Genomic DNA, 18,227 nt, shown 5'->3' on the forward strand with positions numbered 1-18,227 from the left:
GCACGCCGCCAGCGTTCGTCCTGAGCCAAGATCAAACTCTCCAAAAAAGTTTGTCTATGAATGACACCAATCATTCATAGGAAAGTTCTTAGCAAAGAAGCTGCTAGCTTCTGTATTTCATAATTTAAGAAAAAACAGGGTATGTTTCTTCTTGACATACTGGTTGTTTTGTTCAGTTTTCAAGGAGCAAATTCTTTGTTAGCTTTTTTTCGCGCCAACTCTTATATTATACTATTTTACATTTTTGATGTCAACAGTTTTTTATAAAAGATTTTTGCGATGTTTTGTCGTCTTTAAATCAGCGACTTTATTAATATAGCATGTTGAGATATGTAAGTCAACAACTTTCTTCTCAACTTTTTAAGTTCGTTTCATTCGATGTCACTCGCTTGAGCAACGTTTATTAATTTACCATGATTTTGCCCGTTAATCAAGAGAATATACTAGGAAATTTCTGGATGTAAAAAGAAGATGAATCCATCTGTAGGGACTCATCTTCTCGTTTCTTCTTTTACTTATTACGCATTTGCGGGAATAGTAATACGTCGCGAATAGATGGTGCATTGGTTAATAGCATTACCAAGCGATCGATACCAATTCCTAGTCCGCCTGTTGGAGGCATACCATACTCAAGTGCTTCTAGGAAGTCATCATCCATTAGATGGGCTTCGTCGTTACCTTCTTCTCTTTCTTTCACTTGCGCTTCAAAACGTTCACGTTGATCGATTGGGTCGTTGAGCTCACTAAATGCATTTGCATGTTCTCTGGCTACAATAAATAACTCAAAGCGATCTGTGAAACGCCCATCTTCTTCGTTCTTCTTCGCTAACGGTGAAATCTCTACTGGATGACCAAAGACAAATGTTGGTTGGATTAGTTTTTCTTCTACTTTTTGTTCAAAGAATTCATTAACAATATGACCAAATGTCATACTATCTTTAATCTCTACACCGTTCTCTTTAGCTAGTTCCTTAGCTTTCTCATCACTCATGTTTTCCCAGAAGTCTACACCCGTGTACTCTTTTACGGCATCAACCATGTGTAGTCTTTTCCATTTTGGCTTCAGATCTATCTCGTGTTCACCATAAGTTACAGTAGTTGTACCTAGTACTTCTTCTGCGATGTGTGCAACTAAGTTCTCGGTAAGTTCCATAATGTCATTGTAATCAGCGTATGCTTCATATAATTCTATCATTGTGAACTCTGGGTTGTGTCTTGTAGATACTCCTTCATTACGGAATACTCGTCCAATTTCATAAACCTTTTCCAGTCCACCTACTATTAAACGCTTCAAATGGAGCTCAATAGCAATACGCATATAAAGAGGAATATCTAGAGCATTATGATGCGTAATAAATGGTCTAGCTGATGCTCCACCAGGAATGCTATGCATCATCGGTGTTTCTACTTCAAGGAATCCTTGATTATCTAAATAGTTACGCATCGCACGAATAATCTTACTACGCGTTACAAATGTTTCTCTACTTTCCATATTAGTAATTAAGTCTAAGTAACGTTGACGATAACGTTGTTCAACATCTTTTAAACCATGGTATTTCTCTGGAAGTGGTCTTAATGACTTAGTTAATAGGTGGAATTCTGTTACTTTTATAGATAACTCGCCAACGTTCGTTTTAAACATGACACCTGTTACCCCAACAATATCCCCTAAATCTACTGTATTAAAGATTTCATAAGCTTCTTCTCCAATTGCATCTTTACGTACATACAATTGAATTTGCCCACTTAAATCTTGTATATGTGCGAAACCAGCTTTACCTTTGCCGCGTTTCGTCATTACTCTACCTGCAATCGTAACTTGGTGTTCTGCTTCTTCTAGTTCCTCTTTAGAGAATTGTTCATATTTTTCATGTAGCGCTTTCGCTAGATCTGACCGTACAAATTTGCCACCAAATGGGTCTAGGCCTTTTTCGCGATATGTATCTAGTTTTTCTAACCGTACACGCATATGTTCATTTAATTCTTCTGACATTAGTATCAACTCCATTAATCATTATCTCGGGCATTTCTCTCATTTTACACCTGAAAAGAACTTATCTTCAACTAATCATACTATATCTTGAAATAAAAGAAAAATCCGCTAGTTTACACTAGCAGATTCTCATATGCCTCTATTTTAGGAAGCTTGCATATCCGCTTCTACTTCTCTTACAAATTCAAATAGAATATTCATTAACTCATCACGAGTTTCTGCATGGTTGATTTGCTTTCTTGCATTTCCATTTCCTTTAATACCTTTTAGATACCATGCTGCATGTTTACGCATTTCCATGATAGCTACTTTTTCGCCTTTTATCTTAATGAGACGATCCATATGCAGGATACATACGTCAATTTTCTCCTGTGGTGTCGGGTCATCGATTAAGACACCCGTTTCTAGATATTTGACAATTTGATAGATAATCCAAGGATTCCCTAATGCTGCTCGGCCAATCATAACCGCGTCTACACCAGTTTCATCTAGGCGTTTCTTCGCCATTTCCGGACTATCGATATCGCCATTACCGATTACAGGAATGTTCACTGCTGCTTTAACGTCTTTAATAATATCCCAGTTTGCATAACCTTCGTACATTTGCTTTCTTGTACGACCATGAAGTCCAATGGCACTACCACCGGCAGCTTCTATCGCTTTTGCATTATCAATCGCATAGATATGATCGTCATCCCAACCGGTACGCATCTTGACAGTAACTGGCTTTTCTACATTTTCCACCACTGCTTTTACCATTTGATAAATCTTATCTGGGTCTAGCAACCAGCGAGATCCTGCATCGATTTTCGTAATCTTAGGTGCTGGACACCCCATATTAATATCAATAATAGAAGCATTCGTATTTTGATCGACATACTGAGCTGCTTGTACGAGGTTTTCTTTATCCCCACCGAAAATTTGAAGACTCATTGGCATTTCTTGCTCATCAATATATAACATACTCATCGTTTTTTGATTTCGATTTAAGATTCCTTTATCACTAACCATCTCGGCAGTGATAAGGCCGGCACCAAATTCCTTCACTGTTAAACGGAACGCCCAGTTACTTACTCCAGCCATTGGTGCAAGCGTTACGCGGTTCGGAATGGTGATGTCCCCAATATTCCACATTGTTTATTCTTCCTCCATTCCTACTAATTCTGCTTTATTTATTCCTAGCGTTTCCGCTATAAGTTCAATTAATTCGTCTGATACTTCGCGAGTACCTCGTTCTAACGCCCCAAGTGAATTGATCGATATATTTAGTTCTCTGGCAAACCCTACTTGAGTAAACCCTTTAAGTTTGCGAAAAGCTTTTACTCTTCTTCCGATTCGGCTCTTATCCATTTATAAATATCCTTCTTATCCTGTGCAGGAAGTTCCATAACCAATTCCCTGACACTTTTTCCTATTGTCGGTAGCGTTATCTCTGGGGCTATTTCATATAGAGGAATTAAGACAAATCCTCTTTCGTGCATTCTTGGATGCGGAATATTTAGCCGCTCCGAATTTCTATTTTCGTTATTATAGAGCAAAATGTCAAGGTCAATTGTTCTTGGTCCAAAACGAATAACTCGTTCCCGTCCTAGCTCTTCTTCTATTCCCTGACATACTTCCAACAACGCTTCTGGCGATAATATAGTCTCAATTTCTAGCACCATATTTAAAAAGTCCGCTTGATCGGTATAGCCGACTGGAGCCGTTTCATATATAGAAGACTGTTTATTCACCTGGATATCCTTTTGTTTTTGTATAAGAGCTATTGCTTGATCTAAATGCGTGTCTCTCGGTTCAATATTCGTTCCTAACGCAATAAATGCTTTGTTCATCTGCTTTTCTCCCGATAGATTACTACTGCGACAGATTGATAATGGCCTGGAATCGGTGGATCTGGCTTAATTATTTTCACTTTACAAGCTTCAAGCAATGAAAAAGAGCTAAGTAAATCAGTTGCGACTGTTTCAGCAACCGCTTCAATCAAGTTCAATGATTTTCCTTCGACGATTTTCTTCACATGGTTATACGCCTGACTGTAATCGATAGAATCATGCATATGATCACTCTTGCCAGCTTTGGCGGTATTTAAATATAATTCCAAATCCACTTGAAATCGTTGCCCTAATTTCTTTTCTTCTGGTAACAGTCCATGAAAACCATAAAATTGCAAATTCGTTAAAATTATCTTATCCATTAGTTATCCTCCGCACGTAACATGGCATCCATCATTTTTGCTAATTCTACCGTAACCTTTACATTATGAACTCGTACTAACTGGGCTCCTTTAACGATACCAAGACAAGTGGTTGCTCCTGTACCAATATCTCGCTCAGCAGGTGGCACATTTAATACATTGCCTATCATCCGTTTTCTTGAAGTCGCTAATAATAATGGATATCCCATGTTCGTTAGTTTTTCTAATTGATTCATGACGAGAAGGTTATCTTCCGCTGACTTAGCGAATCCGATTCCTGGATCGATGATGATATTCTCCTTAGGAACTCCCGCTTTTCTAGCAATCTCGATACTCTCTTCTAGATCGCGATGCATATCTTCTAGGAGTGATGTATAATTCTCATTCGTTCGATTGTGCATTAAAATAATCGGTACGTTGTTTTCCGCAGCAACAGAAGCAATTTCTGGTTCTCTTTTTGCTCCCCAGACATCATTGATAATATCTGCACCAGCCTCAACAGCTTGTCTCGCTGTTTCTGCCTTATACGTATCAATTGAGATTGGAATGCTGATATGTTCTTTAAGGGCTTTAATGATTGGTATTACACGAGAGAGCTCTTCTTCTAAAGAAACTGGGTCGTGATCTGGTCGGGTAGACTCCCCACCTATATCAATAATATCTGCACCTAATTGTTCCATTTTGACAGCTTGTTCAATTGCTTTATCGATATTCGTATAGTTTCCTCCATCGGAAAAGGAATCCGGTGTAACATTGAGAATGCCCATAATATGTGTTCTTGCTGATAAATCATATGTTTTGGATCTTGTTTTCAAAATCATATAGCCTCGCTACCTTTCCACGTCATACTTACGAACTATAATTAATATAGCTTTATCCTATCATAATAGAGAACCATTTTCTAAAAAGATTATTGTTTTCAGTAGCAAGTAAATTAGTACATCCTCTGAGCGGCCAGTATACACGGAGACTCCTTGAAGTTGCCTAGCTCACCAGCCGCCCGGCGGCAAGGTAGACACTGCGATGGTACTTTCGAGCAGATGTCGCCCCTGTACTGGAAGTGAAAGCGGATTGTATACTGGCCGCGGACTACGATTATCAGCCTAACAAAAAAGGCTAGCATCAAATCTGATACTAGCCCTTTAAATATTATCTTTTTAATTCTCTTCAAATTGGTAAAGTGGAGTGGATAGGTATCTTTCTCCATTATCCGGGAATACAGCTAGAACTTTCTTTCCTTTTCCTAGCTCTTTCGCAACTTTTTTAGCAGCAGCTACAGCAGCACCTGCTGATATACCGCCAAGGATTCCATTCGTTCTAGCGACTTCACGTGATGTTTCAAATGCTTCCTCATTCGTAATTTGAACAACTTCATCGTACGATTTCGTATCTAGTACACCAGGAACAAAACCTGCACCAAGACCTTGAATCTTATGTGGACCAGGGTTTCCGCCAGATAACACAGGCGAATCTGTTGGCTCTACTGCATAGATTTTCACGTCTTTAAAGTGATCCTTAATTACTTTTCCTGCACCTGTTACTGTTCCACCTGTTCCAACACCAGAAACAAATGCATCTAATCCGTCCTTCATTTGTTCAACGATTTCTTTACCAGTCGTCTTCGCGTGAACCTCTGGATTGGCGAAGTTCTCAAATTGTTGTGGCATGAAGTAACCTTTTTCTTCTGCAAGTTCTACTGCCTTTTTGATTGCACCTTTCATACCATCTGGTCCAGGAGTAAGTATTAATTCTGCACCATAAGCGCGTAAGATATTTCTACGCTCTTGACTCATTGTTTCTGGCATAACAATAACAGTACGATAACCTTTTGCAGCAGCTACCATCGCTAAACCAATACCCGTATTACCACTTGTCGGCTCAACAATTGTGCCACCTTCTTTTAACTTACCATCTTTTTCAGCAGCTTCAATCATTGCAAGTGCAATACGATCTTTTACTGAACTACCTGGATTAAAGAACTCCAATTTTACATATATGTCCGCACTATCTTCATCAGTAATTCGATTTAACTTTACGATTGGAGTTTCACCAATTAAACCAGTAATATTATCTGCAACTCTCATAAATAAATTACCTCCTCATAATTCCTACTAAACTGATAGGATTTATATATAATGTAATTGTTAGAGCGTTTAACTGTCAACCCAAATGCTTAGAAAAACTTGCATTCGTTGGTTTTTCGAATGTGTTAGTTTTCCTTATGCAGGCGGGAAAGATTGGTATGCTTTCCTATCTGCCTAAAAATGGGCTAATAAACTAGGAAATAACCCTCTAGTTTTATCTTATTCGCCATACACCCATTCTATATCTAATTCTTTCCATAATGGATCGGCAACTAAGTTTTGATTAGCTGATTGCAATGCTAGTTCATTTCGGATAAAGGGTTTTAGTTCTTCATAACTAAATGTTATATCAGGCAAGCTTTTATGAAGGTACAAGATCGCAACCCCATTACTTGTTACAAATGGTTCACTATAAGAGTATTCCTCAAGATCTTCAGCGATATCAAAATAGTTACTTGGTAAAAATTCCGTATGGACCGAGTTAAATCCTAAGTAGCCACCACTTTCCCGCGTATCCTCATCTATTGAATATTCTTTCGCAAGTAAAGAGAACGAGGCACCATCTTGCAGCTCCTTGTACGCCTTCTCTGCCGTATCCATTGTAGAAACTAAAATGTGAGAGAACTGCAACGACTCGGAGAACTGATATTGTTTATTGTATTTTGTATAATAAGCTTGCACTTCTGCTTCTGGAACATTAATATCCTTAGCTAGTAGTGCCTCCAGTTGGTAACGGTAGGTTATATCTTTTCTCCATTTTTCCTCTAGTTCCTTTAAATCTGCTTCAGAGGTTAATCCTTGCATCGTGGTAAGTAGTGCAATGTCACGTTCAATAACCTTCTCACTAATAGAGATGTTGTTTTCCTCAGCTAATTTACGTACCACTTCATGGTCGATTATATTTTTAAGTTCTTTCTTACCATAATTATTTTGCAGAGACTTCATCCATTCTTGATACGAAATCTCAGAGTCACCAAGTGTGGCAACTGGTTTATTCGTATCAATTTCTGCGTCATCAACAATATCTTCGTTCGTATCGTCATTTTTCCATAGTAGCATTGTCGCAACATTTGTTATGAGGAGTACAACAATGATGCTCAGTAGTAATTTTTTTGACATGGTTTACTCCTTCCAATTGCACAACTTTATATCTGCTGTAATAACTCCTTTAAATCTTCCTCCGTAAAGTGGTAATCTTCATTACAAAAATGACAAGATGCTTGTGCACCATGGTCTTCTTCAATCATTTCTTGGATTTCTTGCTTCCCTAATCCAATAATCGCATTGCCTAATCGTTCTTTAGAACATTTACACTTAAATTGAACTGGCATCTTTTCATGGATCTTTAATTCTTCACCTTCAAATAATTGTTCAAGAATTTCTTCTGGTGTCTTTCCTGCTTGTACAAGACTAGAAATGGGAGGGAAAGAAGTTACTCGTTGCTCTAATTTATCGATTACTTCATCATCTGCACCTGGCATTACTTGAACAATAAACCCACCACTCGCTAGGATTGTATGGTCCGGATTGACAAGTACACCCGCCCCCACGGCAGATGGAACCTGCTCTGATGTTGCAAAATAATACGTAAAGTCTTCACTAATCTCTCCAGAAACAATTGGCACTTGTCCTGTAAAGTATTCACGCATACCAAGGTCCTTTACGATACTCATGCTTCCTGTTGTACCAACAGCCCTAGCAACATCTAATTTTCCTTTCGCATTAAGTTCAAAATCAACATGCGGATTGGTTACATACGTTCTAACTTCACCTTTCGCATTGGCGTCCGCCACGATGGCGCCGATTGGACCACCACCTTCTACTTTGACGGTTAGGGAGTCATTTCCCTTTAACATTGCTCCCATCATTGTCGAAATAGTCATGGTGCGTCCCATTGCAGCGGAAGCAGTTGCCCACGTATCTTGTCTTCTTCTTGCTTCCTCTACCATATTCGTCGAACGAATCGCATACGCACGAACCATTCCGTTAAACGTTGTTGCTTTAATTAAGTAATCTGACATGATGTAAAGCTCCTTTTCATCTATATTAATAATGATTTAATTTATAAATTTCATATAAGCCCTTTAAGGTTAAATAGGGATCGACATGGTCAATTGTTTCTGAGGATTTACCAATTAGTGAAGCTAGTCCCCCTGTTGCAATAACCTTCGCTTCCTTACCAGTGTCTTGCTTAATACGTTTTACTATTCCATCAACTTGGCCAATATATCCGTAAAAGACACCAGATTGCATGGCTTCTACAGTTGACTTACCAACTACATTAGCAGGTGCTTCTATTTCTATTTTAGGAAGTTTAGATGCCCTTTGATACAATGCTTCCATAGAAATATTAATCCCTGGTGATATAATTCCACCGCAATATTCTTGGGATTCATTGATGTAGCAATAGGTTGTAGCTGTACCAAAATCAATAATGACAAGTGGTGCCTCGTGTTCTTTAATTGCTCCTACTGCGTTCACAATTCTATCAGCGCCAATTTCATTAGGATTTGGATAACACATCTTTAGATTTGTCTTAACAGTATCTTTACCAACAATAATTGGTTCCATATTGAAATATCGCTTGCACATTCTCTCTAGCGAAAACATGATTGGCGGTACAACAGATGAAATAATAACACCATCAATATCCGCTAACTTAATACCATCAAAATCAAACAGCGACTTAACCAATATGCCAAATTCATCTTCTGTTTTATACCGATCTGTCTTAATTCGCCAATGATATTTTAATTCATCCTCATCAAAAACACCTAAAACTGTATTAGTATTTCCAACATCTAGTACAAAAAGCATAGTAATAGTCCTTCCTACGATAGAATGGTTTATCTTATTGCCCGCGGTCCGAATACACTCCGCTTTCCGCGGGCGGCTGGTGAGCCAGGCTACTACTTGAGTAATCTTCTCTGTTGCCTTGCACCGAGGAAGCCTACTTCAAAGCAATGCTAGCAGACGCAGGTGCATCTGCGGGGTCTCACCTAGGCCTATCCTCCCGCAGGAGTCTCCGTGTATTCGGACCGCTCAGTGCATCGAATCAAATTTCGTATCGAAACCAAGATTTATTATACCTTCAATTACTATCTAAAAATCTCAAGTCTTTAATAATATATCAAAAACAAAAACGTAAGTGAAATATCATAACTGAACATATAAAAAGACAGCCTCACACGAAGGCTGTCTTTATTAAAGTAAATTACTCATTTTTATTCTTATCTTCTTCAATATCTTCCTTAAGTTTCTCATCAGCTTTTTCTTTTGCTTCTCCAAAAGAGTCTACTGTATCGTCTTCCTTTTTGGAATTGATATTTACTTTTACATCATTATCGGTTTCTTCCGCCGCTTCTAATTCCTCTGGTTCTGGAAGAACACCATCTTCAAACAACGACTTAATTTGTCTTGCGTCTAACGTTTCTACTTCAAGAAGCGTTTGAGCAACCAATTCAAGCTTGTCGCGGTTTTCTGTAAGGATTGTTTTGGCACGTTCATAACAGAAGTTAATAAAGTTTTGCATTTCTTGGTCGATGTCGTGAGCAATTGCATCACTATAATTCTGTTCGTTATTTATATCTCTTCCAAGGAAAACTTCTCCGCCACCACTACTATATTGTAGTGGTCCAAGTTTATCACTCATACCATACTCGGTAATCATCTTCCGTGCAATGTTAGTTGCACGTTGGAAGTCATTAGACGCACCAGTACTTACTTCACCGAAGACAATCTCTTCTGCTACTCGACCGCCTAATAAGCCGGTAATTTTATCGAATAGCTCTGGTTTGGTCATGAAGTAACGATCTTCTTTCGGAAGCATTACCGCATATCCACCAGCTTGACCACGAGGGACAATCGTAACTTTGTGAACGATATCTGCTTCATCCAGTACCATACCAATAATGGTATGCCCACTTTCATGATACGCAACGATATTACGTTCTTTTTCTGATATAACTCTTGTTTTCTTCGCCGGACCAGCAATAACTCGGTCAATAGCTTCGTCAACATCTAACATATCAATTTCTTTCTTATCCTGACGTGCTGCGACTAGAGCAGCTTCGTTTAGAAGATTCTCTAGGTCAGCCCCAGAGAAGCCTGGTGTACGCATCGCAATTGTTTTTAAATCAACAGATGCATTAAATGGTTTGTTCTTTGCATGTACCTTTAATACTTCTTGGCGACCTTTTACATCAGGGCGATCCACTGTAATTTGTCTGTCAAAACGTCCTGGACGTAGTAATGCAGGATCTAGAATATCTGGTCGGTTTGTCGCAGCAACGATGATAATTCCTTCGTTTGCTCCGAATCCATCCATTTCAACTAGTAATTGGTTTAGTGTTTGCTCACGCTCATCGTGACCTCCACCAAGACCGGCACCACGTTGACGACCTACCGCATCAATCTCATCAATAAAGATAATACAAGGTGCATTTTTCTTCGCGTTTTCGAATAAATCACGAACACGAGAAGCACCGACACCGACAAACATCTCAACAAAGTCTGAACCACTGATAGAGAAGAAAGGAACTCCTGCTTCACCAGCTACTGCTCTTGCTAGTAATGTTTTACCAGTACCTGGAGGTCCAACTAATAGAACCCCTTTAGGAATTCTCGCACCAATGGCAGAGAATTTACGTGGATCTTTTAAGAATTCCACGACTTCAACAAGTTCTTGTTTCTCTTCATCTGCACCAGCAACATCCGTGAAACGAACTTTTTTCTTTTCTTCACTGTACATTTTCGCCTTACTTTTACCAAAGTTCATGACACGGCCACCGCCGCCACCTTGTGCTTGACTAAGTAAGAAGAAGAATAAAAGTCCAATGATTAAGAATGGAATCATCGTAGTTAGGAGTGTCACCCAAATACTAGGCTGATCCATTGGCTTGGTATTTAATACACTTTGTTCTAATGCCTTATTCTTGATATCTGTAATAATATCGTTAGTATCCGGTACTTGTGCAACAAATTGTTTATCGTTGGTCAGTGTACCAGTAAGACGATATATTCCATTAACAGGCTGCATAGTCAGGTCTTTAACTTGGCCTGCTTCTAATGACTCCATAAACTCATTCACATTAAGTTCTTCAGCTTGTTCATGCTGACCACTTAATAAACTGATTACTGCGATAATAACCAGAAATATAATTAAGTAAAAAAATGCACTACGGAATACTCGGTTCATTGCCTACCTCCTCCCAGATGGGAAAAACTATTAACAATAGTATCATATAAAATTTAAATTTTTCAACTAATTGCTCCTTGCATATCAAACAATATTCGTCTGTCTTAGAATTATTCTTCTCCACCATATATTTCTGGTTTTAATACACCGATATATGGTAAGTTTCTATATTTCTCATCATAATCCAACCCATAACCTACAACAAATTCATCAGGAACTTCAAATCCAACTAAATCTGCTTTAATATCAGCCGTTCTTCCAGTTGGCTTATCAAGTAAGGTTACTATCTTAATTGAATTTGCTTTACGATATTTAAATAGGTCAACTAAGTAGCGTAATGTATTACCACTATCAATGATGTCTTCAATGATTAAAAGATCCCGGCCTTCCACTTTCGTATTCAAGTCTTTTAATATTTTAACTTCCCCTGAAGAAACCATATTCGTACCACCATAGCTAGATACATCCATAAAGTCCATTTCTAAGTGGGAATGGACTTGTCTCAAAACATCAGACATAAATGGTAGTGCGCCTTTTAATACGCCGATTGCTAATGGAAAACGCCCCTCATATTCCTTTGTTAGTTGTTCACCTATTTCCTTACACTTTGCTGCGATTTCTTCTTCTGTAATGAGTATTTTCTTAATATCGTTATGCACTATAATCCTCCTACAAATTACCTTGTTCATAATATAGTTGTATATATAAGGAATGATTTTGATTTGGGATAGGATCTCGTTTCTTTAATCCAATTAGCCAAATTATATCCCCTTTATTATCCGTTACTACTGGCCATCTATTCCGTTCTTTTAAAGGTATTTTTGCATCAATAAAAATATCTTTAATCTTTTTGCTCCCCGTTAATCCCTTCCAGGTCATTCGATCACCATCATGACGGGTTCTCACTGAAAGTGGAAATTCCACTTGGTTCTCCAAACAAATATATGTATGTTCATTTTGAAGTGATAGTTCACTCGTATAGGTCGCGATTATTTTACCACCATCTGGTAGTAAAACCTCTCCAGGAATTGGGATGGTTTCGTGAAATTCAGATTGCAAATCTTCACTTTGCCTAAAATAAAAGATAAGTTTATTATATGCTTTTTCTACTTTTAAATGACGGGGAAAATCAATTTGAACATTTCCTTTTTTATTGTTCATTAAAGCAAAGAATTGTTCTTGATGGACATAGGATAAATCCTTAGGCAAATCCTCATGATATAGATAATTTAATATTAGATGATAGGCACGCCTTTGTAAAGCAGATGCACGTGATTGAAACGCATCAATTGAAAATACAACTTTGCGAGGGTCTTCATCAGTTATTACTACATTTTCAACCATTTTCTTCGCTTCTAATTGTAGGAATTCCTCGTCAGCTTCCAGGGACTCACTTAAGTGCTGTACTGTCTTATGTAAATTACTGTTTTTCTCTTTTAATAGAGGTAATACGTTAATTCGAAAGTAGTTCCTTGTATAATCTGTACTTTCATTGGAAGGGTCGAGTCTCGGGTAAATGTTCGTCTCTTTACAATAGTGTTCAATCTGTTTCTTTGTTAAACATAAAAACGGACGAATAATGTATCCACCAGCAAATTCACGTTTTACTGGAATACCAGAAAGGGAGCTCGAATCCGCCATTCGAGTTAAACGCATAACCATCGTTTCGGCCTGATCGTCTCCATGATGACCCAACGCTAAATAATCAGCCTGAAATCTCTTCATCTGTTCGGCGAATACATCATAGCGCAAATTTCTAGCTGCTAGCTGAGTGCCTATATGCTCCTGCTTCTTATACCCATTAACATCGACTGACTCCCCAACAAATTCAATATCCCATTGTCTGCAGCAATCTGCTACATACTCCAAGTCTTGTTTGCTTTCTTCTCCACGTAACTGATGATCGACCGACACGGCTATGACTCGTAGTCTATATTCGTCACGAATAGACTTAAAATAATGTAATAAGGCCATTGAATCTGGTCCACCTGACACAGCAACTAGCACTGTAGCGCCATGAGAAAGTAGTTGATGTCTTTGAATAAAAGCGGTTACTTCACCGTTCACTTTACGTCCACCTTCTTACCCTTATGTATCTCTCTATCTTACCATAGAATTCCAGATCCTATTAAGGAATTATCAGAGACGATAGATAATACCCTAAAGCGATTAATAGAAAGCCAACGGACTCTACAGCGTAGGAAGGATTCTGCTGTTTTCTTTTGCCAGACACTAATTTTCTTTGTTGTAGGTCATAGATTACTGCGGAGATCTCTTGTTTCATTTCCTTACTTGTACGGTACTTCCCAATTAATGCCTTTTTCAAACACTGGCTATACGGATGGATAGCCTTTATATCATTCACTTTCTTGAAAAGAGTAGCTTGTGGATTGGAACCCTTTTGAAAATGATTGGGATAATAAACACTTAAAAACACCATGACTAAAGCAAATAAATCATAGCTTGGCTCCGCTTTCCTTGACCCTAGCCCCCAATATCCTCGATCATAAAATTCCGTATACTCCTTGATTGCTCGTCCGATTTGAGTCGTTCCACCAACATCAATCCAACGCAGTCTAGTCGGTGCGGAAGTAACCAATAGATTATCTACCTTCAAGTCTCCAAATACCCAACCGGATTGGTGCAAAGCTTCCAGGTCATCTAATAGTTGCATTAAAAAGACACCAATCCATTCCTGCCCGTGTTGTTTCATAAATTCAGGAAGCGTTCTGCCTTGTATATATTCCATGACATAAAATGAAAAAGTTTGACCTTGAGGAGTAACCCAATCATCCACATCCAACAAATAAGGCCCAAGACTTTTACCTTGGACCTTTCCTAGTGACTTTAGAACATTGACCTCCATCGTAATGGAGGAACCTTTATCACTAATTTTTAATGCAGCCTTTTTTCCACCTGCATCGCATAGATACACCGATCCAATAGCACCATTACCAAGCTTCCGAATGATGGTATAACGTTTATGGTGCCATTTACCGGTCATACTCATCCCAGGTCTTAGATAGGAATCATGCGTTTTCGACGTCTTGTTCATGGTCTTTTCTGAAGCTCCTTAACAAGCTTTTTTTACCAAACTGATACATTGCCTCTCGTATCGCTGGACCTGTTGGTGTAATTCCTCCACTTGTTAACTTTGGAAATACCGAAGACATGGAATCCAACTTCGGTGACCAATCTAGTACTTTATCAATGTCCTTTCGCTTACCTGGGAAATTATAAATTGCAAATCGATTTCTTCCAACCCTGGAATTGAGACTAATGGATAGATCCATTAACGCTTCCTTCACGGTTGGTAATTTATCATGCATACTTGCGCTTGTATCAATTAAAACAAGTACTTCTAAGTCACTCGTTTCACCTAAGTCTTCTACAACTTCCATAATTTCTCCACGTTTTTCTGGGTCTAAGTCTTCAATGGTTTGTTCTTTACCTAGAATTTGTTTGAGCTCCATATTCACGAAGCCTTGTAATGTTTGCGTCATTGCTTGCTTGGTAACCATTTGTACCGTTTGTGATAACGCCTGTTTATATACAAGCTGACTCACACCGCCACCAGACAATGCAATTTCTTCTACCTCTTGTAGTCCTTCCGGGTCTTCTGTTTGATCATCTTCCAATATACCAATAACATTAACCGTAATACCTTGTTGATAAGCAAGAGCTGCTGTTGCTGCTGGGTCTTCTCCCTTATTCGAGCACCCATCGGTAATTAATAGAATTTGCTTTAAAGTCCCCTTCTTCAATACGATACACCTCCATATTATTCCTTAACCATCATCGACAGAAATGCTAGGAAGTATACCTATTTTACGAAGGAATCTACTATTTTTAGACGGAAGCTTTTGATTGATAGATTGGAAAAGTAGCCCACTGAGGAATATTCTTTTGCACCTTAGCCACTAACACCGTCATATCATCTTCAATTTCACCTGCGCGCGTACGAATAACCTCTTCAAGTAATAAATCAGCAATCTCCTGCGGGTTATCGGTCTCCATCTCTCGAATTTTTCGTTTTAGCCAGACATCGGTATTCTCCACATGCTTCGGTCCATCAAAAATTCCATCACTCATCATTATCAAAATATCTTCCGACTGTAATTGTTCATTAACAATATCCACATCAAATTCACGGATAATTCCCATTGGTAGATTACTTGCTTCAATCTTCAGCAGTTGATCTCCTCTTTTTACAAAACTAGGTGTTGAACCAATCTTTAGAAAACGAACAAAAGCATTGTGCAAATTAATAACTGCTAAATCTAGTGTGGCAAACATCTCATCTGTTGTCCGTAATGCTAATATCGAGTTAATTGATTTGATCGCTACCTTCTCTGGTATCCCTGTTTGTAAAATTTGTTGAAGTAACCGTAACGTTTCTTTACTTTCTTCACTAGCGCGTACGCCATTCCCCATGCCATCACTGATAGCCATTGCATATTTTCCTTCTCCTAGTTCAATCATCGTATAACTATCGCCTGAGATGACACCTCCACCTTTAGCTGCATGGGCTACGCCGGTGTCGACCGTAAACTCTTTCGCCGAGCCAAATGCCAAAAATGAGTAACCATTTGGAAATGGTGATATCTCTTCCTCTTTCACAATGATGGTCTCATTTAAAATATCGGATAAAACAGGTGCAATTAACTTTTCACCCTCACCATGATAATTGTAGAAGGCTGCGGTCATTTCAATATCAACATTTCCTTTATCCAATCTGTAAATGTCCAATTTCTCTAGCTCAATACCAATTGATTTTAAGGCATGAATAATTTGGATTTCTTGCTTTTCATGGTGCTCTCTTTCCTTCAGGATTTCCTTTGCAAAATCCTCCATAACATCAGAGACACCTTGAAGCTGTTCCGCTACTAACTTCTTACTTTCGAATACTTGTCTCCTTAATTTTCGATTCGCTTCGAAATAGGAGATTTCTTCATTCATCGTGTCGATTACTTTTCTAGACTTGATACAATGGTTCTCAAACTCGCGCATGAGCTTACGATTGGGCTCGTGACCTTTTTCAATATCGTGCTTTAGTTCACCCATTAGCGAATAGGTTGCATCAAATTGTTGCTGCCAGCACCGTTCCTTCATAAAGCAGCTTTGACATGTTTTTTCGGTAACATTACTTAAGAAATAGTCTGTCTCTCGTTGTGTTTCCTCTTCTTCCATCGAATAATTCTCTGCTGAGCTAAAACTTTTCGATAAAGCTTCGAAGACTTCTGAGAATTGTTCCACTCGTTTTGCAGTTACATTACGAACCTTCTGCAAGTATTGCTGCTGCTCATCAGCATGTTCTTCTGTCCCTGGTATGTAGCGTGATAACTGTTTAAACCAACTAGCAGGTGTGATAAGGAATAATAGAATTGCTACAGAAGACTCGATTAGTGAAGGGATTAACGTGCTAGAATCCCCATAGATTCCAACTAAAAAAGTTCCTACTAATAAACCAGCACCGACACCAATCTTTCTGCCTTCTTTTAATAGACCACCCAATAACCCAGAAAATGCTAGTAAACTCATTTGATAGAGATTAGCCACATTTGCTAGTGATAAGATTAATCCTGCAACGACACCGACCGTTGATCCAATCGCCGCACCACCAACAAATGCAAATAACAACACGAAATATCGGGAAAGTACTTGTTCAATGGATGCCCCATACATCTCCCAACCGACAGTTCCCGTTAAAATTGAAGCGATCAAAATAATCATACATACGATTTCTTCGTTTTTTAATGTGGGGCGGTACCTGTTTTGGGATAGCAAGGGGACACTTTGCATGAATATCAACACTAACACCGTGCCCAATACACCTTCGACAAGTATTAACATCCATTCATAGGAAGTAAGTTGTCCATTAACCGAGTATAGAAAAATTCTTGGTCCAACCGTCGCTAAGAAAACAAAAATTGGGATTTTTGTTTGTATGGATTTTATATTTTTAAATATTGTAGATAGAATCAGGAAGAAAAACATCGCGATCCCAACAAATAAACCGTGAGATAATGAAATGGTGAATGCACCTATTAGTGTTGCTAGTAGTGTTTTGGCAGCTTTATCTTTAGCCATAAACCATAGAGTTGCGAGAAAAGCTACGGCAAAGGGCGAGACAACGGACAGTATAATAGCTCGTCCCAATAGAAAGCCTACGAAAACATATAGCCATCCACGATCTAGCAAAATCTTTTTACCTTGTGTGTATAGTTTTTCCCGTATGTTCTCCAAGAAAGTAACCTCTACATCGATCGTCTTCGTCTGGACTCTAGAAACAGATTCCATAAAACCACTCCTCTTTGACGGATTATTTATTTCAAAATAACTTTTTGTTCTAATTTACGGTTATCAGAGCATATACTATTTTGTTTGGACAATTACTCTTTCATAACAGTAAAACACAAAAGGTTATTTTTTTTTGTCAAAATAAGAGGAGAGATTTAAAAAATCGTTCGACTGAAATCTAGTAGGTGGTATGGATTTCTACATATTCCTTATTTTTATTTATAGTTTTTGTCATAAGCGTCATTATGTAAAAAAGCTTAATATAAGCTAAGATAAATGATATCTAATTAAATGTTAGTAGAAATAATACTTTAAAAGGCGCATCTAACCCGCTCCGGAAATATACTGCGCTTTTACTTCCAGCACAGGAGCAACATCTGCTCGAAAGTACCTCGCAGTGTTTCCCTTGCCGCGGGCGGCTGCTGAGCCTCCTCAGAGCTAAAGCTCTTGCGGGGTCTC

General features: G+C 38.5%; 16 protein-coding genes. All 16 read right to left on the reverse strand.

The window, feature by feature from the left end:
- Window positions 1-511: 511 nt before the first annotated feature.
- Window positions 512-1,993 (reverse strand): lysine--tRNA ligase, encoded by a 1,482-nt coding sequence (gene lysS, locus TE34_RS18165; protein WP_047986234.1) that lies wholly within the window; start codon window positions 1,991-1,993, stop codon window positions 512-514.
- 144 nt (window positions 1,994-2,137) lie between these two features.
- Window positions 2,138-3,127: a tRNA dihydrouridine synthase DusB gene (gene dusB / locus TE34_RS18170; protein WP_047986235.1), complete on the reverse strand. Its 990-nt coding sequence runs from the start codon at window positions 3,125-3,127 to the stop codon at window positions 2,138-2,140.
- A 3-nt stretch (window positions 3,128-3,130) separates the two neighbouring features.
- Complete coding sequence (locus TE34_RS18175) at window positions 3,131-3,343, reverse strand: helix-turn-helix domain-containing protein (RefSeq protein ID WP_047986236.1); 213 nt, start codon at window positions 3,341-3,343, stop codon at window positions 3,131-3,133.
- The gene (gene folK, locus TE34_RS18180; protein WP_047986237.1) at window positions 3,313-3,825 is read right to left on the reverse strand and encodes a 2-amino-4-hydroxy-6-hydroxymethyldihydropteridine diphosphokinase; all 513 of its coding nucleotides are present in this window, start codon (window positions 3,823-3,825) and stop codon (window positions 3,313-3,315) included. Before folK ends, TE34_RS18175 begins: the two co-directional genes overlap by 31 nt.
- Complete coding sequence (gene folB, locus TE34_RS18185) at window positions 3,822-4,187, reverse strand: dihydroneopterin aldolase (RefSeq protein WP_047986238.1); 366 nt, start codon at window positions 4,185-4,187, stop codon at window positions 3,822-3,824. Before folB ends, folK begins: the two co-directional genes overlap by 4 nt.
- The gene (gene folP / locus TE34_RS18190) at window positions 4,187-5,008 is read right to left on the reverse strand and encodes a dihydropteroate synthase (RefSeq protein WP_047986239.1); all 822 of its coding nucleotides are present in this window, start codon (window positions 5,006-5,008) and stop codon (window positions 4,187-4,189) included. The genes folB and folP overlap by 1 nt, the downstream gene beginning before the upstream one ends.
- Before the next feature lie 336 nt (window positions 5,009-5,344).
- Complete coding sequence (gene cysK / locus TE34_RS18195) at window positions 5,345-6,271, reverse strand: cysteine synthase A (protein ID WP_047986240.1); 927 nt, start codon at window positions 6,269-6,271, stop codon at window positions 5,345-5,347.
- A gap of 219 nt (window positions 6,272-6,490) precedes the next feature.
- Window positions 6,491-7,390: a peptidylprolyl isomerase gene (locus tag TE34_RS18200; protein ID WP_047986241.1), complete on the reverse strand. Its 900-nt coding sequence runs from the start codon at window positions 7,388-7,390 to the stop codon at window positions 6,491-6,493.
- A gap of 26 nt (window positions 7,391-7,416) precedes the next feature.
- Complete coding sequence (gene hslO, locus TE34_RS18205) at window positions 7,417-8,292, reverse strand: Hsp33 family molecular chaperone HslO (protein ID WP_047986242.1); 876 nt, start codon at window positions 8,290-8,292, stop codon at window positions 7,417-7,419.
- A gap of 25 nt (window positions 8,293-8,317) precedes the next feature.
- Entirely contained in the window at window positions 8,318-9,088 is a 771-nt protein-coding gene (locus TE34_RS18210) for a type III pantothenate kinase (RefSeq protein ID WP_047986243.1), read from the reverse strand.
- Between the two features lie 397 nt (window positions 9,089-9,485).
- Complete coding sequence (gene ftsH / locus TE34_RS18215) at window positions 9,486-11,468, reverse strand: ATP-dependent zinc metalloprotease FtsH (protein ID WP_047986244.1); 1,983 nt, start codon at window positions 11,466-11,468, stop codon at window positions 9,486-9,488.
- Window positions 11,469-11,578: 110 nt separating this feature from the next.
- Entirely contained in the window at window positions 11,579-12,127 is a 549-nt protein-coding gene (gene hpt / locus TE34_RS18220; RefSeq protein ID WP_047986245.1) for a hypoxanthine phosphoribosyltransferase, read from the reverse strand.
- Window positions 12,128-12,137: 10 nt separating this feature from the next.
- Window positions 12,138-13,535 (reverse strand): tRNA lysidine(34) synthetase TilS, encoded by a 1,398-nt coding sequence (gene tilS, locus TE34_RS18225; protein WP_047986246.1) that lies wholly within the window; start codon window positions 13,533-13,535, stop codon window positions 12,138-12,140.
- Window positions 13,536-13,596: 61 nt separating this feature from the next.
- The gene (locus tag TE34_RS18230; protein ID WP_047986247.1) at window positions 13,597-14,523 is read right to left on the reverse strand and encodes a protein kinase domain-containing protein; all 927 of its coding nucleotides are present in this window, start codon (window positions 14,521-14,523) and stop codon (window positions 13,597-13,599) included.
- Window positions 14,498-15,232, reverse strand: coding sequence for a VWA domain-containing protein (locus TE34_RS18235; protein WP_047986248.1), 735 nt, complete (start codon window positions 15,230-15,232; stop codon window positions 14,498-14,500). The genes TE34_RS18230 and TE34_RS18235 overlap by 26 nt, the downstream gene beginning before the upstream one ends.
- Window positions 15,233-15,317: 85 nt before the next feature.
- On the reverse strand, window positions 15,318-17,768 hold the full coding sequence (gene spoIIE, locus TE34_RS18240; protein WP_047986249.1) for a stage II sporulation protein E: 2,451 nt from the start codon (window positions 17,766-17,768) through the stop codon (window positions 15,318-15,320).
- Between the last annotated feature and the right edge of the window lie 459 nt (window positions 17,769-18,227).

The organism is Ornithinibacillus californiensis (assembly GCF_001038485.1).
GTDB lineage: Bacteria > Bacillota > Bacilli > Bacillales > Amphibacillaceae > Ornithinibacillus > Ornithinibacillus californiensis.